Raw genomic sequence first — 21,389 nt, 5'->3', positions numbered from 1 at the left:
GCACGATGGCCTTACTCGGCCGGTTTCTTCAGCTTCGGATTGGGGAAGAACTGCACGGTCTGCACCTTGGCCGGCGCCGCCTTGGGCGCCAGGTGGTTGACCCGGGTGCCGAGCTCCTTGGGTACCGACAAGCCCTGTTCATTGAGGGTGTCAGTGAATCCGCAGGCCACGCACTCACGGTGCGGCACGTCGTCTTCGCTCCACATCATCAGCTTGTCCGGCTCGCTGCACGCCGGGCAGACCGCCCCGGCGATGAAGCGCTTCTTGGTCTTGTTCACAGCTACCTCGCTCATGCCGCTGCGCCTTCGCTCAGCCCGCAGTGGCGCAGCAATGCATCGATGGATGGCTCACGGCCACGGAAGTCGACGAACAGCACCATCGGCTCACGCGAGCCGCCCCGGGCCAGGATCGCCTCGCGGAAGGCGCGACCGGTCTCGGCATTCAGCACGCCTTCTTCCTCGAACCGCGAGAAAGCGTCGGCCGACAGCACTTCGGCCCACTTATAGCTGTAGTAGCCCGCCGCATAACCGCCAGCGAAGATGTGCGCGAAGCTGTTGGGGAAGCGGTTGTACGCCGGTGGGCGCATCACCGACACCTCGTCGCGCACACCCTCGAGCACCTGCAGCACGCTACGGCCATCGCCGTGGCTTGCGTGCAGTTCGAAGTCGAACAGCGAGAACTCCAGCTGGCGCACCATCATCATGCCGGACTGGAAATTCTTCGCAGCGAGCATCTTGTCCAGCAGGTCCTGGGGCAGGGCAGCACCGGTTTCGTAATGGCCGGAGATCAGCGCCAGGCCTTCCGGCTCCCAGCACCAGTTCTCCATGAACTGGCTCGGCAGCTCGACCGCATCCCAGGCCACGCCATTGATCCCCGACACGCCGGCATGCTCGATGCGGGTCAGCAGGTGGTGCAGGCCGTGGCCGAACTCGTGGAACAGGGTGGTGACTTCATCGTGGGTCAGCAGCGCAGGCTTGCCGGGCGCAGCCGGGGTGAAGTTGCACACCAGGTTGGCCACCGGGCTCTGCAACTCGCCGACTGCGGTACGGCGACGGTCACGGGCGCCGTCCATCCAGGCACCGCCACGCTTGTTGGCGCGGGCGTAGAGGTCGAAGAAGAAACGGCCCACGTGCTGGCCGTGCTCCTTGATCTCGAACAGGCGGACATCCGGGTGCCAGCTGTCGAAGCCCTTGAGTTCGGCGATTTCGATGCCGTACAGGCGCTGAACGATGCTGAACAGGCCAGACAGCACCTTGTCGATCGGGAAGTAGGCGCGCAGGGTTTCCTGCGACACGCTGTAGCGCTGTTCGCGCAGCTTCTCGCCGAAGTAACCGGCGTCCCAGCTGGCCAACTCGGCGCAGCCCTGCTCGGCAGCATAAGCCTTGAGCTGTTCCAGGTCCTGGGCGGCGAATGGCTTGGAGCGCTTGGCCAGGTCGCGCAGGAAGCTCAGCACCTGGTCGCTGGACTCGGCCATCTTGGTCGCCAGGCTGAGTTCTGCGTAGTTCGGGTAGCCCAGCAGGGTTGCCAGCTCCTGGCGCAGGTCGAGGATCTCGCGCATCACCGGGCCATTGTCGAACTGGCCGGCATTCGGGCCCTGGTCCGAGGCACGGGTGCAGTAGGCGGCATACAGCTCTTCACGCAGGGCGCGGTCGCTGGCGTAAGTCATCACCGCGTAGTAGCTGGGGAATTCCAGGGTAATCAGCCAGCCTTCGAGGCCTTTGGCCTGGGCGGCTGCGGCCATCTGAGCCTTGGCCGAATCGGTCAGGCCGGCCAGCGCGGCTTCGTCGGTGACATGCTTGGTCCAGGCCTGGGTGGCGTCGAGCAGCTGGTTGGAGAAGCGGCTGCCCAGCTCGCTGAGCTTGCTCTGCACTTCGGCATAGCGTTGCTGCTGTTCGGCAGGCAGGTCGATACCCGACAGGCGGAAGTCACGCAGAGCATGCTCGAGGATGGTCTTCTGCGCCACGTCGAAGCTGGCGGCTTCCGGGCTGTTGATCAATGCCTCGTAGGCTTCGAACAGCGCACGGTTCTGGCCCAGTTCGGTAGAGTAGGCACTCAGCGCTGGCAGGCAGGACTCATAGGCCTCGCGCAGCTCTTTGCTGTTGCACACCGCATTGAGGTGGCTGACCGGGCTCCAGGCCGCGCCCAGGCGGTCATTGAGTTCGTCCATGGCCAGCACCAGGCCAGCCCAGGTGGGGTTCTTGCCTTGCTTTTCGAGGATCTCGTCAATGGCTTTACGATTGTCGGCGAGGATCTCTTCGATCGCCGGCAGCACGTGTTCGGCACGGATCGCCGAGAAGGGTGGCAGATCATAGGACTGCAGAAGTGGGTTGTTCGCACTCACGGTTTGGCTACCTTGGCAGAAGAAACACTTCCCCATCTTAATTACAATCGACGCCGACCGCAGCAGGCAGCCTGCCTATCGGCACAGATGAGAGACCCTATCATGGCCATCCGAAGCTTCCAGCAACACACTCCGAAAGTTGGACTGCGGGCCTTCGTCGACCGTTCGGCGGTGGTTCTGGGCGACGTGGAGATCGGCGAAGACAGCTCGGTCTGGCCGTTGACGGTGATCCGCGGCGACATGCACCGCATCCGCATAGGCGCCCGCACCAGCGTGCAGGACGCCAGTGTGCTGCACATCACCCACGCCGGCCCTTTCAACCCTGACGGCTTCCCGCTGATCATCGGCGATGAGGTGACCATCGGTCACAAAGTCATGCTGCATGGCTGTACCCTGGGCAACCGCATCCTGGTCGGCATGGGCAGCACGATCATGGACGGTGCCATCGTCGAAGACGAAGTGATCATCGGCGCTGGCAGCCTGGTGCCACCCGGCAAGCGCCTGGAGAGTGGTTACCTGTACGTCGGCAGCCCGGTGAAACAGGCCCGGCCACTGACCGACAAGGAGCGCGCTTTCTTCCCCTACAGCGCCGGCAACTACGTGAAGCTCAAGGACCAGCATCTGGCCGAAGGCTACGACCGCCCGGAATGAACCTGACTACCGAGACGACCATGCACCAGCAGAACATCCTTTTCGACCTCGACGGCACCCTGACCGACCCGCGCCTGGGCATCACCCGCTCGATCCAGTACGCCTTGGCCAAGCTGGGCATCGACGAACCGGACCTGGCGCGCCTCGAGCACTTCATCGGCCCACCCCTGCTGCAGGCATTCATGCAGTTCTACAGCTTCGATGAAGCCAAGGCGTGGGACGCGGTGAACTACTACCGCGAGCGCTTCCGCGTCACCGGTCTGTATGAAAACCTGGTGTTCGAAGGCGTGCCGGAGCTGCTCGAGGCCTTGAACGGCCAGGGCCGCAACTTGTACATCGCGACCTCCAAACCTTGGGAGTTCGCCCGCGAAATTGCCCGGCATTTCGCCTTCGATCATCACTTCAAGGTGATCTACGGCAGCGAGCTGGATGGCACCCGCACCAACAAGGTCGAGCTGATCCGTCACTTGCTGGATGAAGAAGGGCTGGACCCGGCACAGACGCTGATGATCGGCGACCGCAAGCACGACCTGATCGGTGCGCGCAGTAACGGGTTGCAGGCGGTAGCGGTGGGGTACGGGTTTGGTAGCGATGAAGAGTTGAAGGCGCACACCCCGGAATTCCACTTCGCCACCTTGGCCGAGCTGCATCAGGCGTTCATTCGAACCTGAAGTTTGCGCGGTTCCTGTAGGAGCTGGCTTGCCGGCGATGGGCCGCAAAGCGGCCCCAAATGCTCACTGCCCCACAGACAACCGCGCCAACGCCGCCTTACGCTGTTCAGCCGGCAACCGCCCCAACGCTTCTACCTCCTGGTAAAACCGCGCCCAGTCACCCCGGGCTTCCCGAAACACCGCAGCAAACGCCGGCACCCACTGGTCATACAGCCCGAACGGCAACAACTTGGCATTGCTCATCGGCGCATACATCCAGGCGTCATAGCGCTTGTCCCCCGCCCACTGGGTGTCACGAACCTGACGATACTCACGCCGCAACCGCTCGAACTCCGCCTGCTTGGCCGCACGTTTCTGGGCATCATTCATAGGCCCGGCATAGATCGCCTGCAGCCGGTCGCGGCTGGCCAACACCAACCGGATGAACTGCTCACGCTGCAGCCCCTGATCACCCTGATTTGCTGCAAGCCCACGCGCCACGCGCCATTGCCGCGTTCCCTCCTGCTCGACGAAGGTGGCAAAGGACTCGTTGAATTCGGTGTCGTCCTGCACATAGACGCGCTGGTGCGCCAGCTCATGGAAGATCAGTGTCGCCAGGCGCTCATCGCCCCAGCCGACCATCGAGGACAGAATAGGGTCATCGAACCAGCCCAGCGTGGAGTAGGCCTCCACACCTCCCACATAGACATCCATGCCCTCCTGGCGCATCAGCGCTGCAGCGCCACGCGCGGCGCCCTGGCGGTAATAGCCGCGGTAGGCAACGCAGCCGGCGATGGGGAAGCAGTGCGTCACGGGCTGCAGCGACAGCTCGGGCGTTGCGAACACATTCCACACCACATAGGGCCGCCCCAGGTCGGCGTACACCCGATAACTGCGATTGTCCGGCAGCTTAAGCTGCTCGCTGGCAAACACCCGCGCCTGCTCTGCGTGCTGCAACCGGGCCCGTAACTGCGGTGTGCTGGCGGGGTCGGCAAGCACCTGCTGCACCGGCTGGCGCGCGCGCAGCAACTGCCACTGCCCCTCGGCCAGCTGGCCGTAATAGCCCAGGCTGCTGCAACCGTTCAGCAGAAAGGCGCCCAGCACGGGAACCAAACCTCTGAAAACGCGGTCGAGTGGCCCAGGGCCTGAGCGCTTCAAAAGAAAAAACCATACCATCTTGGGCAATCCAACTCGCTCACGGCCGATGCGCTCCAAGACTATCTCGCCAAGGGGGAGTTTCGCCATGCGTGCACTGTTCGTCGCCGGCTCACTGTTACTCGTATCCGCCTGTTCGACCTTGCCCGACCCGGACCCGAACCAAGCCTGGGTCGAATTGACTCCCCACGACGACACCTCGCTGCACGCGGTGCAGGTGGATGAACGCGACTGGGCCGACACCCGCTACTTCGAGGTTCAGCCCGGTAGCCACGAACTGACGGTGCGCTATCAATTCCCCGTTACGCCCAGCAATATCGGCCCGGTCGACGAGCCGCTGTGGCGCGATTGCCAGCTCAACCTGACCTTCAAGGACTTCAATGCCGGCCAGCGTTACCAGTTGCAGGCGGGCAGCATTGGCTTTCGGCCGTGGATCAAACTTTATGACCACCAGCAGAAGCTGGTCGGGCAGGGCCTGCCAGCGGGCTGCCAACGCACCTGAACCGCACAAACGGCGCTATGCTTGTAACTTGTGAATCGCAAGTGGGAGTTTTGCCATGCGCCAGCCCATGATGCTGATCGCCCTCAGTGCACTGGGGGCTTGCGCCAGCCCCTTGCCGCCCGTCGACCCCAAGCAGGCCTGGGTCGACCTCTACACCATCACCCCCGGCCGCGTGATCATGGCCGACAAGCTCGATGGCCAGCGCCTTGAAGATGGCCGTTATTTCCAGGTGACACCTGGCAAGCACGAACTGGTGGTGCGTTTCGATTACGAAATCTATTCTGGGGGCATGATGAGCCAACCCAGGGACCGAACCTGTTACCTGACCGTGCGCTTCGATAATTTCAAAGCGGGCGAGCGCTATCGCCTGGAGGCCCGGGCGCCGGTGATGGAGCCGCAGGTGCTGCTGTACGACGCCAGCCGCAAGGTGCTGGTCAACGAGCCCAGTAACGTGTTCTGCATTCCTTGAAACCTGAGGGCTGCAGTGCAGCCCTCAGGTGCTAGCGATCATTCTTCTGGTAAATGATCTTTTTGGTCCCGCCATCACAGCTGCCAACGACCATGTTCTGATCCTTGACGTCGCTGTTGGGCACGATCTCCAGGGTGTAGGACTGCACCCCCTGGGCCTGGATCTTGGCTTCGATCTCGGCCTTCAGTTCCTCGCACGGTTTGACCGCCGCCAGTGCAGAAGTGGCCAGCAGAGAAGCCAGCACGGCGATTGCTACGCGGATCATGGAACGGCTCCTGAAAGGGCAGCAGCGCTGCCGACGCTGTTTAGACTACAGCAAAGCGCCCCTGTTGCGCCGCCTAGCCCACCAGTGTGGCATCCAGGCTGATGGTCGCGTTCAGTACCTTGGACACCGGGCAACCGGCCTTTGCCTTGTTGGCGATCTCGAGGAACTGCGCTTCGCTGGCCCCCGGTACCTTGGCCTTGAGGATCAGGTGCACGGCAGTGATGGCGAAGCCGTCGGGCTGCTTGTCCAGGTTCACTTCGGCAATGGTATCGATGCGGTCAGCGGTCAGCCCCGCCTCGCCGAGCATCATCGACAGCGCCATCGAGAAACAACCGGCATGTGCCGCGCCGATCAATTCCTCTGGGTTGGTCCCGGGTGAGCCCTCGAAACGGGTGTTGAAGCCATAAGGGTTCTGCTTGAGCGCACCACTTTCGGTCGAGAGGAGGCCCTTGCCATCCTTCAAGCCACCTTGCCAGATCGCCGATGCTGTCTTTTTCATATTGCCTCCTGGTCACTCGGTTACATACCTATGGCTTCAGAGGTCACCCGCCTGCGGCAAGTTCAGAGCAATCGCACAGCAAACATTGAATACTCCGAATGTGCCCATACAGAGATGAAAAGGCCTTCGGCCAAACATTCTTGCGGAGGCTCCAATGACGCAGCTGCGTGACCTGAAAATTTCCACCCTCGACCTGGTGCCCGTGCGCGCTGACGCAGGCCCCGCGCAATCGCTGCGCAATTCACTGGACCTGGCCCAGCACGTCGAGCGTTTTGGCTACAACCGCTTCTGGGTTGCCGAACACCACAACATGGATGGCATCGCCAGTTCTGCGACCTCGGTACTGATCGGCTACCTGGCCGGCGGCACCTCGACCATCCGGGTCGGGTCGGGCGGCGTCATGCTGCCCAACCACGCGCCGCTGGTAATCGCCGAGCAGTTCGGCACCTTGGCCAGCTTGTATCCGGGCCGCATCGACCTGGGCCTGGGCCGTGCGCCCGGCTCCGACCAGATGACCGCCTATGCCCTGCGCCGCGAGCGTTCGGGCAGCGCCGATGACTTCCCGGACGATGTCGAGGAGCTGTCGCGCTACCTGGGCCCCCGCACCGATGATCAAAAAGTGATCGCCGTGCCGGGCCATGACACCGAGGTGCCGATGTGGCTGCTCGGCTCCAGCCTGTTCAGCGCCCAGCTGGCCGGCATGCGCGGCATGCCTTACGCCTTCGCCTCGCACTTCGCCCCGCACTACATGCATGAGGCGATCCGCGTCTACCGCAACCACTTCAAGCCGTCGACGACGCTGGATAAGCCCTACGTAATGCTCGGCGTTCCAATGGTGGTGGCCGAAACCGACGAACATGCTGAGTATCTGGCCACGTCGGTCTACCAGCGGATTCTGGCCCTTTTACGCGGGCAGAGCCTGATGCAGCGGCCACCGGTGGCCAGCATGGATGGCCTGTGGCTACCGCATGAACGGGATTCGGTGGGTAATTTCCTGGGCCTGGCGATGATCGGCAGCCCGCAGAAGGTACGGGCCAAGGTGCAAGTGCTGCTGGAACAGACCGGGGCGGACGAACTGATCTTTACCTGCGACCTGTATGAGCATGCAGACAGGGTCAAGTCCTATGAGTTGATGGCGCAGGCCTTGAAATCCGAGTGAGACTCTTCGCGGGCGAACCCGCTCCCACAGGGGCCTATGAATACCTGTGGAAGCGGCCACCGCTCAACCACGCCGGTAGACAATTTCCTTGCTGCCACCCTCACAGCTACCGACCACCTTGCCAGCCGGGTCGCCCTTCTTGACGACCTCCAGCGTGTAGCCCTTCACACCTTTGGCATCCAGTTTCGCCGCAATCTCAGCCTTCAGTTCTTCGCAAGGCTTGCCCGCCGCCAGCGCGCCTCCCGCCAGCGTCATCAGGCCCACCGCCAGAATCAGTTTCTTCATCACTCGCGTTCCTTGTGCAGATGAAAATGGAAAAGGGCGCCGGCAAAGGCGCCCTTGTCTGTATAACGCCATCACGCCGGGCTTAGCCAGCCCGACAATGTTTCAGCTGTTGGCGATGCGGAAGCCCACCTTCAGCGTGACTTGAAAATGCGCGACCTTGTTGCCTTCAATATGGCCGCGGGTATCGACCACTTCAAACCATTCCAGATGCTTGATGCTCTTGGCCGCTTCGGCCAGCGCATTGTTGATCGCTTCTTCGATGCTGGTGGCTGAAGAACCTACCAGTTCAATCTTCTTGTAGGTGTGATGATCAGTCATGAGCGCTCTCCTTGGATGACGGTGACAATGAGCCTAGCAGCGCAGGCCTGGTTTACCTGCGAGCCATCATCCCTTGGGAAAGTTCGATCGCACTTTCCCCGCAGCGCGTAGTCGCAATCCTTAGAGCCCATACTGCAAAGGAGAGTCAACATGCACCGCAATACGCTGCGTAAAACATCCCTGGAAAGCATGGAAGCGGAGATCGAGAGCCTGCTGAAAAGCTTGGAGAGCCTCAAACATGATGCCTCGGAGGAATCCCAGAAATCGGTGAAGGCCATTCGCAGCAACGCCGAAAGCGCGCTTAAACACTCGCGCAGCCTGCTCAGCGATGCCTATGAGGAAGTGAAGACACGCACCCGCCAGACCGGCATCGCTACCCGTGACTATGCCCAGGAACACCCGGTAACCACCGCAGGTGTGGCGATTGGCGCCCTCGGCCTGCTGGCCGCTTACCTGCTGTACCGCCGCAACTAACCCGCCTGCCGTTCCAGCGCACGGCGCAGCCACTGCGCCAACTGCTCGGCGCGCCCATCCGCGGCGCGCCGGGGCACCCACAACGCCAGCGCTGCCGGGGTAGGGGAAAAGCCCCACGGTGCGCTGAGGCGTCCAGCTCGCAAGTCGTCAGCCACCAGCGGCTGAGGCGCGATGGCCACGCCAAGGCCCGCAACCGCTGCCTCCAGCAAGTAATACAAATGCTCAAAGGCCTGCCCGTACTTCAACGCGGCGGGGTCCAGCCCCTGTTCATCAACCCAGGTCGGCCAGGCTTGCGGCCGCGACGTGGTGTGCAGCACTGCTTCGTCCAGCAGGGCGCTCGCGGGGGCATCGCGCAGCCGCTCAAAGCCCGCGTAATGCGGGCTGAGCACCGGCCCGATCCGCTCCTCGGCCAACACGTGCACCTGCATGTCCGCAGGCCAAGGGGGTTGCGCGTACACCAGCAGCGCATCCAGCCCTGGCCGACGCGGGTCGAAGTCACCTTCGCCTGCCGAAAGGTGCAGGCGCAACTCCGGCAGGTCGGCCTTCAGGCGCCCCAGCCTGGGGATGAACCACCGCGCCAGCAGGCTCCCTGAACAGCCCAGGACGAAAGGCGCCTCGCTGACATCGCGGCTCAACTCGCTGCACACGCTGCGCAACCTGTCGAAGGCTTCGCCACTGGCATCTCGCAACCGGGTGCCGGCATCTGTGAGTTTGATGCCACGCCCGTCCTTGACGAACAGCGCCACGCCCAAGTGTTCCTCAAGTACCTTGATCTGCCGGCTGACGGCCCCATGCGTGACATGCAAGGCTTCCGCAGCCTGGCTGACACTGTTGAGCCGGGCAGTCGCCTCGAAGGCGCGCAGGGCGTTTAGGGGTGGGAGATCCTGGGCCATATGACTTGTGAGTTTTCCTGACAGGTTTGCGCAATCTTATCGGTTTTCAGCCGGGCTTGCCGTGGGTAGAGTAAAGCCCATCACTCATTCAATACGCCCTGGAGCGACCCATGACCCAGTCCCAATACCGCGCCGGCCCCGATGCCAACGGCCTGTTCGGCTCGTTCGGCGGCCGCTACGTGGCCGAAACCCTGATGCCACTGGTGCTGGACCTGGCCCGCGAGTACGAAGCGGCCAAGGCCGACCCCAAGTTCCTCGAAGAACTGGCCTACTTCCAGCGCGACTACATCGGCCGCCCGAACCCGCTGTATTTCGCCGAGCGCCTGACCGAGCATTGCGGCGGTGCGAAGATTTTCTTCAAGCGTGAAGAGCTGAACCACACCGGCGCCCACAAGGTGAACAACTGCATCGGCCAGGTGCTGCTGGCCAAGCGTATGGGCAAGAAACGCCTGATCGCGGAAACCGGCGCTGGCATGCACGGCGTGGCCACCGCCACCGTCGCCGCGCGCTTTGGCCTGCCTTGTGTGATCTACATGGGCGCCACCGACATCGAGCGCCAGCAGGCCAACGTGTTCCGCATGAAGCTGCTGGGCGCCGAAATCGTCCCGGTCACCGCTGGCACCGGCACGCTGAAGGACGCCATGAACGAAGCCCTGCGCGACTGGGTCACCAACGTCGACGACACCTTCTACCTGATCGGCACCGTGGCCGGCCCGCACCCGTACCCGGCGATGGTCCGCGACTTCCAGTCGATCATCGGCAAGGAAACGCGCGCCCAGTTGCAAGAGAAAGAAGGGCGCCTGCCCGACAGCCTGATCGCCTGCGTCGGCGGCGGCTCCAATGCCATGGGCCTGTTCCACGACTTCCTCGAAGACCAAAGCGTGCAGATCATCGGTGTCGAAGCCGGGGGCCACGGCGTGCACACCGACAAGCATGCCGCCAGCCTCAACGGCGGCGTACCGGGCGTGCTGCATGGCAACCGCACCTACCTGCTGCAGGACGACGACGGCCAGATTACCGACGCCCACTCGATTTCCGCCGGCCTCGACTACCCGGGCATCGGCCCGGAGCATGCCTACCTGCACGAAGTGAAGCGTGTGGAGTACGTCAGCATCACCGACGACGAAGCCCTCGACGCGTTCCACGCCACCTGCCGGCTGGAAGGCATCATTCCGGCACTGGAAAGCTCGCATGCGCTGGCCGAAGCGATCAAACGCGCGCCGAACCTGCCCAAGGACCACCTGATGGTGATCTGCCTGTCCGGCCGTGGCGACAAAGACATGCAAACCGTGATGAACCACATGGCAGCCCAGGAGAAACAGGCATGAGCCGTCTTGAACAACGCTTCGCCGAGCTGAAAGCCGAAGGCCGCTCCGCCCTGGTCACCTTCGTCACCGCCGGCGACCCTGGCTACGACGCCTCGCTGCAGATCCTCAAGGGCCTGCCAGCGGCCGGCGCCGATGTGATCGAACTGGGCATGCCGTTCACCGACCCCATGGCCGATGGCGTTGCCATCCAGCTCGCCACCCTGCGCGCGCTGGAGGCTGGCCAGACCCTGGCCAAGACCTTGCAGATGGTTCGCGAATTCCGCGTTGGCAACCAGGCCACGCCGATCGTGCTGATGGGCTACTACAACCCGATCCACCGCTTTGGCGTGGCGAAGTTTGTCGCGCAAGCCAAAGAAGCGGGTGTCGATGGCCTGATCATCGTCGACCTGCCGCCAGAGCACGACGCCGAACTCGCCACCCCGGCCCAGGCCGCGGGTATCGACTTCATCCGCCTGACCACCCCGACCACTGACGATGCGCGCCTGCCGCGCGTGCTGGAGCGCAGCTCCGGGTTCGTCTACTACGTGTCGGTGGCGGGTGTGACCGGTGCTGGCTCGGCGACCACCGAACATGTGACCGAAGCCATTGCCCGCCTGCGCCGGCATACCCAGTTGCCGATCAGCGTTGGCTTCGGCATTCGCACCCCGGAGCAGGCTGCCGCAATCGCGCGCCTGGCTGATGGTGTGGTGGTGGGCTCGGCGTTGGTCGACAAGATCGCCCAGGCCAAGGATGCCGACCAGGCTGTGGCCGATGTATTGGGCCTGTGCTCGGCACTGGCTGAAGGGGTGCGCGGCGCTCGTCGCTGAACCTGTGGGAGCGGGCTTGCCCCGCGAATGGGCCGCCAAGCGGCCCACCCACTATCCCCCGAACAACGATAACTTCAAAGGGCGCACCGCCCCCATCCAGATCGCATGGTCCCGGTGATCGGCCAACTCATCCCCAGTGAGCGGGTGCAAGAACACCACCAGCCCCTTGCGATACAACGCCAACCACGGCAACACCACCCCCACCACCTCTGGCTCGAATGCCAGCTGGCAGCTCCAGTCCGGGTGCGGCCCGACGGGTTTCTGGTGCATGCGCCCCATGGTCACGGGGAACAGCCTTGCAGCCTCCTCGCACAGCTCACGCGCTTGTTCGATGGTGCTCGCGTCGTAGTAAACGTGGGCGTGATAACCCTTGATCCTCTGCACGATATCTCCTGATAGCGGTCCAACCATCACCCACCTGCAAAGGGAGTGATGCGGTGAAAAATGCCGAAACCCCAGTGTTCAAACTGGTGCTGTTCGGGGCTGAAAGCAGCCTGGGCAGTGCCCTGATGGTCGAGTTGCTGTCACGCCAGCACGAGGTCACGGCCGTGGTGGACGACCTGAACCGCCATGCGCCGCGCCCCGGCCTGCATTTCAAGATAGGCGGGTTGAGCGATGCCGACCAGGCGGAGCAAGGCGCGGCGGGTGGTTCGGCGGTGATTGCGCTGTTGTCCGCGCTGGCGCCGGGTGACCTGGCAGCGCAAGGGCGCATGAGCGAAGCGCTGGTGGCCGGGCTTTCCCGCACGACTATACGCCGGGTGTTGCTGGTGGGCGATTTCGATGTGCTGGATGCACCGGGTAAATACACCGACGAGGAGCGCGGATGCGTGGACCGCGTTGTCAATTCGCTGCAGCGCAGTGCATTGCACTGGACCTTGATCAATGCGCCGCAGGCATTGGCAGACCTGGATAGAGTGGCGGCGGGGATGGCCGACATGCTCGACCTGAATTTGCACCGGGGCGAGCACCTCAACTTCGTGGTTTAAGATGCCGGGGCCGCTTTGCGGCCCATCGCCGGCAAGCCAGCTCCTACAGGGATTGCGCCAGGCCCGCGACCTGCGGTGAACCTGTGGGAGCCGGCTTGCCGGCGATCGGCTGCACAGCAGCCGCAATCACTGACTACGCTCAGCCTCCAGCCAATCCACGAACCGCTTGATCAACGCCCCGCGCCGTTTGCGCGGCGGCAGCACCACGTAATACCCGCGCGCCGAGCGCAAACTGCCCTCCAGCGGCCGGCACAACAACCCTTGCTCGACCAGCCCATCGACCAGATGCCCCCAGCCGATCGCCACCCCTTGCCCGGCAATCGCCGCCTGTATCAGCAAGGTGTAGTTATCAAAACGCAACTGACCAGGCGGCGGCGGGGTGGCGACGCCAAAACCACGAAACACACCCGCCCAGTCGAACCATCCGCTGGCCTGTTCGCCGCGCAAATGAAGCAGGGGCAATCGTTGCAAAGCCACGGCTGACAAGGGTTTGCCATGAATCAACCGAGGGCTGCAAACCGGGAAAACCTCTTCATCGAACAACCAGCGGCTTTCCCCCTGATGAAACCGCCCATCGCCAAACAGCACCGCCACATCGATATCCGGCCGCAGCATTGCCTGGCTGCGCTCACCTGTCACCAGGCTCACGTCCACCTGTGGATAAGCCTCGTGAAAACGCTGCAGCCGCGGCATCAGCCAGAACGCTGCAAAGGCAAAGTCGGTAGCCACCTGCAGCACCTCGCGCTGCCCGCGCCCGCTGGCTTGGGCGATGCCATCATCCATGGCCTGCAGGCCCTGATGGACCTGCGCGAACAACAGCTGGCCAGCATCGGTCAGCGCGATACCGCGATAGATGCGATCGAACAGCCGCGTGCCCAGCTGGGCTTCCAGCCGTTTGACCTGTTGGCTCACCGCCGGCTGGGTGGTGCCCAGCTCCAGCGCTGCGGCAGTGAAGCCGCGCAAGCGCGCAGCGGCCTCGAACACACGCAGGGCATCGAGCGACAACTCGGCGAGGTGGTCAAACATAAGCTCAGCTAATCCCAGTCATTGCCCGCCATGGGCTTTACCCATGTTATCCACAGTCGCATCTTGGTAGGCAAGCAGTTCGCATAACCTTGAACGATGGAAGCCGATCATGACGCGCCCGAATATCCTGTTCATCATGGCCGACCAGATGGCCGCACCCTTGCTGCCGATCTACGGCCCTTCGCCAATCCAGATGCCGCACCTGAGCCGCCTGGCCGAACAGGCGGTGGTTTTCGATTCGGCCTACTGCAACAGCCCCCTGTGCGCACCGTCGCGCTTCACCCTGGTCAGCGGCCAGCTACCCAGCCGCATCGGCGCCTTTGACAACGCCGCCGACTTGCCTGCCGACGTGCCGACCTACGCCCACTACCTGCGCCGGCTCGGCTACCGCACGGCCTTGTCGGGCAAGATGCATTTCTGCGGCCCGGACCAGTTGCACGGTTATGAAGAACGCCTGACCAGCGATATCTACCCCGCCGATTACGGCTGGGCGGTGAACTGGGATGCCCCCGACGAGCGCCCGAGCTGGTACCACAACATGTCGTCCGTCCTGCAGGCAGGCCCCTGTGTGCGTACCAACCAGCTGGATTTCGACGACGAAGTGGTGTTCAAGGCCCGCCAGTACCTCTATGACCATGTGCGCGAGAACGATGGCCGGCCGTTTTGCCTGACCGTCTCGATGACCCACCCCCATGACCCGTACACCATTGCGAAACGCTACTGGGATCGCTACGAGGGTGTGGATATCCCCATGCCACGTGCCGAGTTCAGCCAGCATGAGCTGGACCCACATTCGCAGCGCCTGCTCAAGGTCTACGACCTGTGGGACAAGCCCTTGCCTGTGGAAAAGATTCGCGACGCCCGCCGCGCCTACTTCGGTGCCTGCAGCTATATCGACGACAACATCGGCCAGCTGCTGCAAACCCTCGAAGAATGCAACCTGGCCGAGGACACCGTGATCGTGTTTTCTGGCGACCACGGCGACATGCTTGGCGAGCGCGGGCTCTGGTACAAGATGCACTGGTTCGAGATGTCGGCGCGGGTGCCGCTGCTGGTTCACGCGCCCCAGCGCTTTAGCGCAGGGCGAGTCGGCGCCTCGGTATCGACCTGCGACTTGCTGCCGACCTTGGTGGACTTGGCCGGCGGGGCTGTGGATAAAAGCCTGGCCCTGGATGGCAAATCGCTGCTCGGCCACTTGCAAGGGCAGGGCGGCCACGACGAAGTGATTGGCGAATACATGGCCGAAGGCACGGTCGGCCCGTTGATGATGATCCGCCGTGGCGCGTACAAGTTCGTGTACAGCGAGGACGACCCCTGTTTACTCTATGACTTGAGCCGCGACCCGCACGAGCGGGAGAACCTCACCAGCAGCCCGGACCATCAGGCGCTGCTGCAGGCATTTGTCGATGAAGCACGCCAGCGTTGGGATATCCCCAGCCTGCGGCAACAGGTACTGGGCAGCCAACGGCGCCGCCGCCTAGTGGCCGAGGCACTGGCCATCGGCAAGCTGAAAAGCTGGGACCACCAACCGCTGGTGGACGCCAGCCAACAGTACATGCGTAACCACATCGATCTCGACGACCTCGAGCGCAAGGCACGTTATCCACAGCCCGCCCCCATGGATTGAGACAGAGAGGCCGCCATGCAGAAGTTCTCCACCGCCGTGTTCGCAGTAGCCCTGAGCCTGGGCGCCGCCACAGCCCAAGCCGACGACGCGCAATGCAGCACCGTGAAAATGGCCGACCCCGGCTGGAGCGACATCGCAACTACCAACGCCATCGCCCGCCTGCTTCTGGAAAGCCTGGGCTACCAGGTGAAGATCGACAGCCTGGCGGTGCCGATCATCTATGGCGGCCTCAAGGACGGCAAAGTCGATGCTTTCCTCGGCAACTGGATGCCCGCGCAGCAGGGCTTTCATGACAAGTTCATCGCCAATGGCGACGTGCAGCAGCTGGCGCGCAACCTGGAAGGCACCGAGTTCACCCTGGCGGTCCCCGATTATGTGTGGAATGCCGGCGTGAAGGACTTCGCCGACCTGCAAAAGCACGCCGACCAGTTCGACAAGAAACTGTACGGGATTGGCTCTGGAGCACCCGCCAACCTGTCGCTGAAGGAGATCATCGACAAGAACGAATTCGACCTCGGCCAGTGGAAGCTGGTCGAATCGAGTGAGCAGGCAATGCTGGCGCAGGTGGACCGGGCGGTGAAGAAGAACCAGTTCATCACCTTCCTCGGCTGGACGCCGCACCCGATGAACGTGAAGTTGAAGATGCACTACCTGACGGGCGGGGAGAAGTGGTTTGGCAGCAAAGGTGATGTCTATACGCTGACCCGCAAAGGATATCCACAGGCTTGCCCGAATCCAGCGAAACTGCTGAGCAACCTGAAGTTCTCGCTCGATATGGAGAACAGCATCATGGCCGAGGTTGTGGATAAGAAGACCACCTTCGATCAAGCTGCCAAGGCTTGGGTCAAGGCGCATCCGGAGCTGTTGGAAGGTTGGTTGGCAGGCGTCACCAGCAAAGACGGTGGCGATGCCAAAGAGGCCGTCAAAGCCAAACTTTAATCGGAGTTCAAAACAGCCCATGCACCGCCTGAGCCACCTGCTGCCCTTCCTCGCCTGGCTGCCCCGCCAATCGGGCCGCAGCCTGCGTCAGGACCTGCTGGTAGGCCTGAGCGGTGCAATCCTGGCCTTGCCGCAATCCATCGCCTACGCCCTGATTGCCGGCCTGCCCGCCGAATACGGCCTGTTCGCCGCCATTGTTCCGGTGCTTATCGCCTGCCTGTGGGGCTCGTCCTGGCACCTGATCTGCGGCCCGACTGCGGCCATCTCCATTGTCCTGTACGCCAGCGTCAGCCCCTTGGCGGTGCCCGGCAGCGCCGACTACGTCACCCTGGTCCTGCTGCTGACGTTCATTGCCGGCATCTTTCAGCTGGTGCTCGGGCTGCTGCGGTTCGGTGCGCTGGTCAATTTTGTTTCCCATTCGGTGGTGCTCGGCTTCACCCTGGGTGCCGCCATCGTCATCGCCCTCGGGCAGTTGCCCAACCTGCTGGGCATGGACCTGCCGAGCCAGGCCACGGCCTTGAAAACCGTCCAGGACCTGGCCAGCCACGCCGGTGAGGTCGACGTGCCCTCGCTGATGCTGGGCCTGGCCACAGTGCTGGTCGGCGTGGGCTTCAAACTCTGGCGGCCGCGCTGGCCGAGCCTGTTGATCAGCCTGATCCTGGTCAGCCTGCTGGCCTGGTTGCTGCCAGGGTTGTTTGGCCATGTGCCGAGGGTGCCGGCCTTCACCGGCCAGTTGCCGCCCCTGAGCCCCCTGCCGTTGCTGGACCTTGAGCTGATGTTGCGGCTGCTGCCGACGGCGGTAGCCGTGGGCATGCTCGGCCTGGTGACCAGCCTGTCGATCGCCAGGTCGCTGTCTTCGCGCTCCGAACAGCTGATCGACGCCGACCAGGAGATCCGCGCCCAGGGCCTGTCGAACATCGTCGGCGCCTGGTTCTCCGGTTACCTGTCATCCGGCTCATTCACCCGCTCGGGCCTGAGCTACGACGCAGGCGCCCGCTCCCCTATGGCGGGGGTGTTCTCGGCGCTGTGGGTCGCGCTGTTTGCGGTCGCAGGCGCGGGCTTGATCGCCCACTTGCCGATCCCGGCCATGGCGGGCAGCATTTTGCTGATCTGTTGGGGGTTGGTGGACCACCGGGCCATACGGGCACTGTTCCGGGTCAGCCGCTCAGAATTTCTGGTCATGGCCCTGACCGCCGCCGCAACCTTGCTGCTGGAACTGCAGACCGCGATTTACGCCGGCGTGCTGGCTTCGTTGTTCTTCTACCTAAAGCGCACTTCACGACCACGGGTGCAGCACAGCCGCGAAGGGCAGGCCGATGTACTGCGGGTGGGTGGGTCGATCTTCTTCGGCGCAGCGCATTACCTGCAGGTGCGCCTGCAACGCTGCCAAGGGCCGGATGTGGTAATCGACGCGCGGCAGGTGAACTTCATCGATTATTCGGGTGTGGATATGTTGCACCGCGAAGCGCGGCGGTTGCGGCGGGCGGGCGGGAGTTTGACCTTGCTGCGCGCCAGGCCGCAGGTGGTCGAGGAATTGCAGAAGCTGGAAGGGGTGGAGCTTTGCCCAATTCAATTTGCGGAATGAGCATTGGGGCTGCTTTGCAGCCCATCGCCGGCAAGCCGGCTCCCACAGAGGTATCACAAGGCCTGAGGCCGGCGCTCTAGGTGTAGGAGCTGGCTTGCCGGCGATGGGCTGCGAAGCAGCCCCAATACCTCACCCGCGAGCCAGCTGCCGGCGCAACTCTGCCAACACCGGCGCCGTATCCGGCCGCACCCCACGCCAGATGAAGAACGCCTCAGCCGCCTGCTCAGCCAGCATGCCCAGCCCATCCAGCACCTTTGCCGCGCCCAGCTTGCTGGCCCACTGGCAGAACGGCGTGGGCTCCTTGCCATACATCATGTCGTAGCACACGGTCCGCCCAGCCTCGACCAGGCTGTCGGCAATCGGCGGCAGCTCGCCGGACAGGCTGGCCGACGTGGCGTTGATGATCACATCCACCGGCTCCTGCAGCCAGGCAAAACCGCTGGCAACGACAGGCCCCATCTCATCGAACTCACGCGCCAGCTGCTCGGCCTTTTCCAGGGTGCGGTTGGCAATCACCAGTGACTGCGGGTCGTGTGCCAGGATCGGCTCCAGCACGCCACGCACCGCGCCACCGGCACCCAGGATGAGAATGCGCTTGCCGGCCAGCACCACCCCGGCATTCACCGTCAGGTCACGCACCAAGCCAGCACCATCGGTGTTGTCACCCCGCAACGTGCCGTCGGCCAGCTTGCTCAAGGTGTTAACCGCACCCGCGCGCTGGGCCCGTGGGGTGAGGCTGTCGCACAGGCGGTAGGCCTCTTCCTTGAATGGCACGGTCACGTTGGCGCCGCTACCTTGCTTGAAGAAGCCGCGGGCGCAGTCGCTGAATTCGTCCAGCGGCGCCAGCAGCGTGCTGTATTCCAGATCCTGTCCGGTCTGTTCGGCGAACAGCCGGTGAATCAGCGGCGACTTGCTGTGGCCGATGGGGTTACCAAACACGACGTACTGGTCCATGGGGGCTCCTCGGTTATCCACAGGCTTACTGGCCGAGCCAGTCGCGGTCCTGCAAGTAGTACTCGGTCAGGCGGGCTTCTTCGCTGCCGGGCACGGCCTTCCAATCGTAACCCCAGCGCACTTGCGGTGGCAGCGACATCAGGATGGACTCGGTGCGGCCGCCGGACTGCAGCCCGAACAGGGTGCCCCGGTCGTAGACCAGGTTGAACTCCACGTAGCGGCCGCGGCGGAACTCCTGGAATTCGCGCTGCTCGGCGGTGTAAGGCATGCCCTTGCGGCGCTGGACGATCGGCAGGTAGGCGTCGACGAAAGCATCGCCGATGGCGCGAATGAACGCGAAGCAGGTATCGAAATCCCACTCGTTCAAGTCATCGAAGAACAGCCCGCCGATGCCTCGTGGCTCGCCACGGTGCTTGATATGGAAATAGCGATCGCACCAGGCTTTGTAGCGGGGGTATACGTCTGCGCCAAAGGGCGCACAGGCCTGCTCGGCCACGCGGTGCCAGTGAATGCAGTCTTCTTCATTGCCGTAGTACGGGGTCAGGTCGAAACCGCCGCCGAACCACCACACCGCCTCTTCGCCTTCTTTCTCGGCAATGAAGAAGCGCACGTTGGCGTGGGACGTCGGCACGTGCGGGTTGTGCGGGTGAATCACCAGCGAAACGCCCAATGCCTCGAACCCTCGGCCCGCCAGCTCGGGCCGGTGTGCACTGGCCGACGGTGGCAGGCCAGAGCCGAACACATGGGAGAAGTTGACCCCGCCTTTTTCGATCACCTTGCCGTCGCCAATCACTCGCGTGCGGCCCCCGCCACCGGCTTCGCGCACCCAGGCATCCTCGACGAAGCGGGCGCCGCCGTCCTCGGTTTCGAGGGCAGAACAGATGCGGTCTTGCAGGTCGAGCAGGTAGGCTTTCACGGCCTCGGTGCGGCTAGTCATCGGGTCACCAGGAACGGGCAGGGAAGAATTCGCCGCGTAGCATACCACCGCAAACCTGCGCGCCGCAGTTGACGGCGATCAAGCAAAGGCGTCCGATAGAAGGCCTTTTCCGATCCCGACAACAGGAGTGCGAGATGGCCAAGCGTATCCAGTTCAGCCAGCATGGCGGCCCCGAAGTGCTGCAGCTTGTAGAGTTCGACCCGGCACCGCCGGGGCCGCAGCAAGTGCGCGTACGTAACCATGCGATCGGCTTGAACTTCATCGACACCTATTTCCGCAACGGGCTGTATGCCCCGCCCGCGCTGCCGTCGGGCCTGGGCACCGAGGGCGCCGGCGTGGTCGATGCGGTGGGCGAGGGCGTCACCCGCCTGAAAGTGGGTGACCGCGTGGCCTACGGCGGCGGCCCGCTGGGTGCCTACAGCGAGCTGCACACGTTGCCGGAGGCCAACCTGGTCAAGCTGCCCGACAACATCAGCTTCGAGCAAGCTGCGGCGGTGATGCTCAAGGGTTTGACCGTTCAGTACCTGCTGAAGCAGACCTATGAGGTGAAGGCGGGCGATGTGATTCTGTTCCATGCTGCAGCCGGCGGTGTGGGCTCGCTGGCCTGCCAGTGGGCCAAGGCGCTGGGCGCCAAGCTGATCGGCACCGTGAGTTCTGCCGAGAAGGCGGAACGGGCCAAGGCGCTGGGGGCTTGGGCGACCATCGACTACAGCCACGAAGACGTGGCCAAGCGTGTACTGGAGCTGACCGACGGCAAAAAATGCCCGGTGGTGTATGACGGGGTAGGCGCCGATACCTGGCTGACCTCGCTGGACTGCCTGCAGCCACGCGGGTTGATGGTGAGCTTTGGCAATGCGTCCGGCGCGGTCAGCGGGGTGAACCTGGGGATCCTGGCGCAGAAGGGCTCGCTGTACGTCACCCGGCCAACCTTGGCGACCTATGCGAATAATGCCGAGAACACCCAGGCCATGGCCGATGACCTGTTTGCGATGATTGCGAGTGGCAAGCTGGTTGTGGATATCCAGCAGCGGTATCCGTTGAGTGAGGCGGCCAAGGCACAGGCGGAGCTGTCGGCGCGGCGTACTGTAGGGTCGACTGTACTCACTCCGTGAGCCACACACGTTCCGTGTTGGCGCGGGTTTACCCGTGAAGAAGCCACCTCGGTGGATGGCACCGGCTCTGCCGGTGTTCGCGGGCAAGCCCGCTCCTACAGGTACTGCGTCGGCTTCGGGTGGCAGCTGCACGCGGGGTGGTAAACCGGACGAATCCCAAACCCGGCAGGCCCGAAAGCCTCCCGCGCACAGCCGCCATGGCTGCCATTCAGAATTCGCACATCCGGGTTACAACACCCGATCGCCAAGTTATTCGGCGACGGTTTAAGCCTGAGGGCAGAGGTTCCCACTGAGAAGGTGATGGCAGAGGACCCGGCTCGTAGGATATTTCCCAAGCCGCAAGCTGGACAGCCATTTTGGCAAAATCAGAAAAAAATCTGCGGGGTTTTGGGGCCGCTTTGCGGCCCAATCGCCGGCAAGCCAGCTCC

25 protein-coding genes are annotated in these 21,389 nt (G+C 63.4%); 13 read left to right on the top strand and 12 right to left on the bottom strand.

The features are described from left to right. Nucleotides 1-11: 11 nt before the first annotated feature. Together ACNQPL_RS04945 and prlC are read right to left on the bottom strand one after the other, a co-directional pair. Complete coding sequence (locus ACNQPL_RS04945; RefSeq protein WP_046786820.1) at nt 12-293, bottom strand: YheV family putative zinc ribbon protein; 282 nt, start codon at nt 291-293, stop codon at nt 12-14. Beyond that, nucleotides 290-2,377: an oligopeptidase A gene (gene prlC / locus ACNQPL_RS04940; protein ID WP_416466127.1), complete on the bottom strand. Its 2,088-nt coding sequence runs from the start codon at nt 2,375-2,377 to the stop codon at nt 290-292. The genes ACNQPL_RS04945 and prlC overlap by 4 nt, the downstream gene beginning before the upstream one ends. 66 nt (nt 2,378-2,443) lie before the next feature. Between prlC and ACNQPL_RS04935 the strand changes: the two genes are divergently transcribed. Beyond that, a complete protein-coding gene (locus tag ACNQPL_RS04935; RefSeq protein ID WP_403132377.1) occupies nt 2,444-2,992 on the top strand; it encodes a gamma carbonic anhydrase family protein in 549 nt (182 codons plus the stop codon). A 20-nt stretch (nt 2,993-3,012) separates the two neighbouring features. Beyond that, nucleotides 3,013-3,663: an HAD family hydrolase gene (locus ACNQPL_RS04930; RefSeq protein ID WP_416466152.1), complete on the top strand. Its 651-nt coding sequence runs from the start codon at nt 3,013-3,015 to the stop codon at nt 3,661-3,663. Nucleotides 3,664-3,726: 63 nt separating this feature from the next. Here ACNQPL_RS04930 and ACNQPL_RS04925 read toward each other — a convergent pair whose 3' ends face one another. Further along, nucleotides 3,727-4,800, bottom strand: a complete 1,074-nt coding sequence (locus ACNQPL_RS04925; RefSeq protein WP_416466126.1) for an aminopeptidase — start codon at nt 4,798-4,800, stop codon at nt 3,727-3,729. An 85-nt stretch (nt 4,801-4,885) separates the two neighbouring features. Here ACNQPL_RS04925 and ACNQPL_RS04920 point away from each other — a divergent pair, with 85 nt between their 5' ends. Both ACNQPL_RS04920 and ACNQPL_RS04915 read left to right on the top strand, forming a co-directional pair. After that, nucleotides 4,886-5,299 carry a hypothetical protein gene (locus tag ACNQPL_RS04920; RefSeq protein WP_346612788.1) on the top strand — a complete coding sequence of 138 codons (414 nt, stop codon included), beginning with the start codon at nt 4,886-4,888 and terminating at the stop codon, nt 5,297-5,299. A gap of 55 nt (nt 5,300-5,354) precedes the next feature. Further along, nucleotides 5,355-5,768 carry a hypothetical protein gene (locus tag ACNQPL_RS04915; RefSeq protein ID WP_346612787.1) on the top strand — a complete coding sequence of 138 codons (414 nt, stop codon included), beginning with the start codon at nt 5,355-5,357 and terminating at the stop codon, nt 5,766-5,768. A gap of 31 nt (nt 5,769-5,799) precedes the next feature. On the opposite strand, the gene ACNQPL_RS04910 is transcribed toward ACNQPL_RS04915, so the two are convergent. Beyond that, entirely contained in the window at nt 5,800-6,033 is a 234-nt protein-coding gene (locus ACNQPL_RS04910) for a DUF1161 domain-containing protein (protein ID WP_346612786.1), read from the bottom strand. A 73-nt stretch (nt 6,034-6,106) separates the two neighbouring features. Continuing rightward, a complete protein-coding gene (locus ACNQPL_RS04905; protein WP_416466125.1) occupies nt 6,107-6,532 on the bottom strand; it encodes an OsmC family protein in 426 nt (141 codons plus the stop codon). Between the two features lie 154 nt (nt 6,533-6,686). Between ACNQPL_RS04905 and ACNQPL_RS04900 the strand changes: the two genes are divergently transcribed. Next, entirely contained in the window at nt 6,687-7,691 is a 1,005-nt protein-coding gene (locus tag ACNQPL_RS04900) for an LLM class flavin-dependent oxidoreductase (RefSeq protein ID WP_346612784.1), read from the top strand. Nucleotides 7,692-7,754: 63 nt separating this feature from the next. Here ACNQPL_RS04900 and ACNQPL_RS04895 read toward each other — a convergent pair whose 3' ends face one another. Together ACNQPL_RS04895 and ACNQPL_RS04890 are read right to left on the bottom strand one after the other, a co-directional pair. Then, on the bottom strand, nt 7,755-7,976 hold the full coding sequence (locus tag ACNQPL_RS04895) for a DUF1161 domain-containing protein (RefSeq protein ID WP_400802688.1): 222 nt from the start codon (nt 7,974-7,976) through the stop codon (nt 7,755-7,757). 102 nt (nt 7,977-8,078) lie between these two features. Continuing rightward, nucleotides 8,079-8,294: a dodecin gene (locus tag ACNQPL_RS04890; protein ID WP_416466124.1), complete on the bottom strand. Its 216-nt coding sequence runs from the start codon at nt 8,292-8,294 to the stop codon at nt 8,079-8,081. A gap of 150 nt (nt 8,295-8,444) precedes the next feature. Here ACNQPL_RS04890 and ACNQPL_RS04885 point away from each other — a divergent pair, with 150 nt between their 5' ends. After that, a complete protein-coding gene (locus ACNQPL_RS04885) occupies nt 8,445-8,768 on the top strand; it encodes a DUF883 family protein (RefSeq protein WP_346612781.1) in 324 nt (107 codons plus the stop codon). Here ACNQPL_RS04885 and ACNQPL_RS04880 read toward each other — a convergent pair. Then, on the bottom strand, nt 8,765-9,661 hold the full coding sequence (locus ACNQPL_RS04880) for a LysR family transcriptional regulator (protein WP_416466123.1): 897 nt from the start codon (nt 9,659-9,661) through the stop codon (nt 8,765-8,767). The genes ACNQPL_RS04885 and ACNQPL_RS04880 overlap by 4 nt on opposite strands. Nucleotides 9,662-9,771: 110 nt before the next feature. On the opposite strand from ACNQPL_RS04880, the gene trpB reads away from it, so the two are divergent. Continuing rightward, nucleotides 9,772-10,989: a tryptophan synthase subunit beta gene (gene trpB, locus ACNQPL_RS04875; protein ID WP_346612779.1), complete on the top strand. Its 1,218-nt coding sequence runs from the start codon at nt 9,772-9,774 to the stop codon at nt 10,987-10,989. Beyond that, nucleotides 10,986-11,795, top strand: coding sequence for a tryptophan synthase subunit alpha (trpA, locus tag ACNQPL_RS04870; protein WP_416466122.1), 810 nt, complete (start codon nt 10,986-10,988; stop codon nt 11,793-11,795). Before trpB ends, trpA begins: the two co-directional genes overlap by 4 nt. Nucleotides 11,796-11,846: 51 nt before the next feature. Here trpA and ACNQPL_RS04865 read toward each other — a convergent pair whose 3' ends face one another. Next, nucleotides 11,847-12,179, bottom strand: a complete 333-nt coding sequence (locus tag ACNQPL_RS04865; RefSeq protein ID WP_346612777.1) for a DOPA 4,5-dioxygenase family protein — start codon at nt 12,177-12,179, stop codon at nt 11,847-11,849. Nucleotides 12,180-12,232: 53 nt separating this feature from the next. Between ACNQPL_RS04865 and ACNQPL_RS04860 the strand changes: the two genes are divergently transcribed. Beyond that, on the top strand, nt 12,233-12,781 hold the full coding sequence (locus ACNQPL_RS04860) for an NAD(P)H-binding protein (protein WP_346612776.1): 549 nt from the start codon (nt 12,233-12,235) through the stop codon (nt 12,779-12,781). Between the two features lie 126 nt (nt 12,782-12,907). On the opposite strand, the gene ACNQPL_RS04855 is transcribed toward ACNQPL_RS04860, so the two are convergent. Then, nucleotides 12,908-13,807 (bottom strand): choline sulfate utilization transcriptional regulator, encoded by a 900-nt coding sequence (locus ACNQPL_RS04855; protein ID WP_416466121.1) that lies wholly within the window; start codon nt 13,805-13,807, stop codon nt 12,908-12,910. A gap of 106 nt (nt 13,808-13,913) precedes the next feature. Between ACNQPL_RS04855 and betC the strand changes: the two genes are divergently transcribed. The 3 genes from betC to ACNQPL_RS04840 are packed head-to-tail and all read left to right on the top strand — an operon-like array spanning nt 13,914 to nt 17,958. Beyond that, the gene (gene betC / locus ACNQPL_RS04850) at nt 13,914-15,434 is read left to right on the top strand and encodes a choline-sulfatase (RefSeq protein WP_416466151.1); all 1,521 of its coding nucleotides are present in this window, start codon (nt 13,914-13,916) and stop codon (nt 15,432-15,434) included. A 15-nt stretch (nt 15,435-15,449) separates the two neighbouring features. Next, a complete protein-coding gene (choX, locus tag ACNQPL_RS04845; protein ID WP_416466120.1) occupies nt 15,450-16,373 on the top strand; it encodes a choline ABC transporter substrate-binding protein in 924 nt (307 codons plus the stop codon). A 19-nt stretch (nt 16,374-16,392) separates the two neighbouring features. Further along, a complete protein-coding gene (locus ACNQPL_RS04840) occupies nt 16,393-17,958 on the top strand; it encodes a SulP family inorganic anion transporter (RefSeq protein WP_416466119.1) in 1,566 nt (521 codons plus the stop codon). Between the two features lie 129 nt (nt 17,959-18,087). Here the strand turns inward: ACNQPL_RS04840 and aroE are convergent, their stop codons facing one another. Both aroE and hemF read right to left on the bottom strand, forming a co-directional pair. Then, on the bottom strand, nt 18,088-18,912 hold the full coding sequence (gene aroE / locus ACNQPL_RS04835) for a shikimate dehydrogenase (RefSeq protein ID WP_416466118.1): 825 nt from the start codon (nt 18,910-18,912) through the stop codon (nt 18,088-18,090). Nucleotides 18,913-18,937: 25 nt separating this feature from the next. Further along, complete coding sequence (hemF, locus tag ACNQPL_RS04830) at nt 18,938-19,849, bottom strand: oxygen-dependent coproporphyrinogen oxidase (RefSeq protein ID WP_346612771.1); 912 nt, start codon at nt 19,847-19,849, stop codon at nt 18,938-18,940. 134 nt (nt 19,850-19,983) lie between these two features. Between hemF and ACNQPL_RS04825 the strand changes: the two genes are divergently transcribed. Further along, nucleotides 19,984-20,961 (top strand): NADPH:quinone reductase, encoded by a 978-nt coding sequence (locus tag ACNQPL_RS04825; RefSeq protein ID WP_416466117.1) that lies wholly within the window; start codon nt 19,984-19,986, stop codon nt 20,959-20,961. Nucleotides 20,962-21,389 lie beyond the last annotated feature (428 nt).

The organism is Pseudomonas sp. LFS044 (assembly GCF_047978245.1).
Classification (GTDB): domain Bacteria; phylum Pseudomonadota; class Gammaproteobacteria; order Pseudomonadales; family Pseudomonadaceae; genus Aquipseudomonas.
The sequence above is the reverse complement of the archived record's forward strand: the minus strand, read 5'-3'. Positions and strand labels throughout refer to the sequence as shown.

Excerpts from the sequence above, each read along its gene's own strand:
- ACNQPL_RS04945 (WP_046786820.1), bottom strand. The coding sequence starts at position 293 with ATGAGCGAGGTAGCTGTGAACAAGACCAAGAAGCGCTTCATCGCCGGG.
- prlC (WP_416466127.1), bottom strand. The coding sequence starts at position 2,377 with ATGGGGAAGTGTTTCTTCTGCCAAGGTAGCCAAACCGTGAGTGCGAAC.
- ACNQPL_RS04935 (WP_403132377.1), top strand. The coding sequence starts at position 2,444 with ATGGCCATCCGAAGCTTCCAGCAACACACTCCGAAAGTTGGACTGCGG.
- ACNQPL_RS04930 (WP_416466152.1), top strand. The coding sequence starts at position 3,013 with ATGCACCAGCAGAACATCCTTTTCGACCTCGACGGCACCCTGACCGAC.
- ACNQPL_RS04920 (WP_346612788.1), top strand. The coding sequence starts at position 4,886 with ATGCGTGCACTGTTCGTCGCCGGCTCACTGTTACTCGTATCCGCCTGT.
- ACNQPL_RS04915 (WP_346612787.1), top strand. The coding sequence starts at position 5,355 with ATGCGCCAGCCCATGATGCTGATCGCCCTCAGTGCACTGGGGGCTTGC.
- ACNQPL_RS04910 (WP_346612786.1), bottom strand. The coding sequence starts at position 6,033 with ATGATCCGCGTAGCAATCGCCGTGCTGGCTTCTCTGCTGGCCACTTCT.
- ACNQPL_RS04905 (WP_416466125.1), bottom strand. The coding sequence starts at position 6,532 with ATGAAAAAGACAGCATCGGCGATCTGGCAAGGTGGCTTGAAGGATGGC.
- ACNQPL_RS04900 (WP_346612784.1), top strand. The coding sequence starts at position 6,687 with ATGACGCAGCTGCGTGACCTGAAAATTTCCACCCTCGACCTGGTGCCC.
- ACNQPL_RS04895 (WP_400802688.1), bottom strand. The coding sequence starts at position 7,976 with ATGAAGAAACTGATTCTGGCGGTGGGCCTGATGACGCTGGCGGGAGGC.
- ACNQPL_RS04890 (WP_416466124.1), bottom strand. The coding sequence starts at position 8,294 with ATGACTGATCATCACACCTACAAGAAGATTGAACTGGTAGGTTCTTCA.
- ACNQPL_RS04885 (WP_346612781.1), top strand. The coding sequence starts at position 8,445 with ATGCACCGCAATACGCTGCGTAAAACATCCCTGGAAAGCATGGAAGCG.
- ACNQPL_RS04880 (WP_416466123.1), bottom strand. The coding sequence starts at position 9,661 with ATGGCCCAGGATCTCCCACCCCTAAACGCCCTGCGCGCCTTCGAGGCG.
- trpB (WP_346612779.1), top strand. The coding sequence starts at position 9,772 with ATGACCCAGTCCCAATACCGCGCCGGCCCCGATGCCAACGGCCTGTTC.
- trpA (WP_416466122.1), top strand. The coding sequence starts at position 10,986 with ATGAGCCGTCTTGAACAACGCTTCGCCGAGCTGAAAGCCGAAGGCCGC.
- ACNQPL_RS04855 (WP_416466121.1), bottom strand. The coding sequence starts at position 13,807 with ATGTTTGACCACCTCGCCGAGTTGTCGCTCGATGCCCTGCGTGTGTTC.
- choX (WP_416466120.1), top strand. The coding sequence starts at position 15,450 with ATGCAGAAGTTCTCCACCGCCGTGTTCGCAGTAGCCCTGAGCCTGGGC.
- ACNQPL_RS04840 (WP_416466119.1), top strand. The coding sequence starts at position 16,393 with ATGCACCGCCTGAGCCACCTGCTGCCCTTCCTCGCCTGGCTGCCCCGC.
- aroE (WP_416466118.1), bottom strand. The coding sequence starts at position 18,912 with ATGGACCAGTACGTCGTGTTTGGTAACCCCATCGGCCACAGCAAGTCG.
- hemF (WP_346612771.1), bottom strand. The coding sequence starts at position 19,849 with ATGACTAGCCGCACCGAGGCCGTGAAAGCCTACCTGCTCGACCTGCAA.
- ACNQPL_RS04825 (WP_416466117.1), top strand. The coding sequence starts at position 19,984 with ATGGCCAAGCGTATCCAGTTCAGCCAGCATGGCGGCCCCGAAGTGCTG.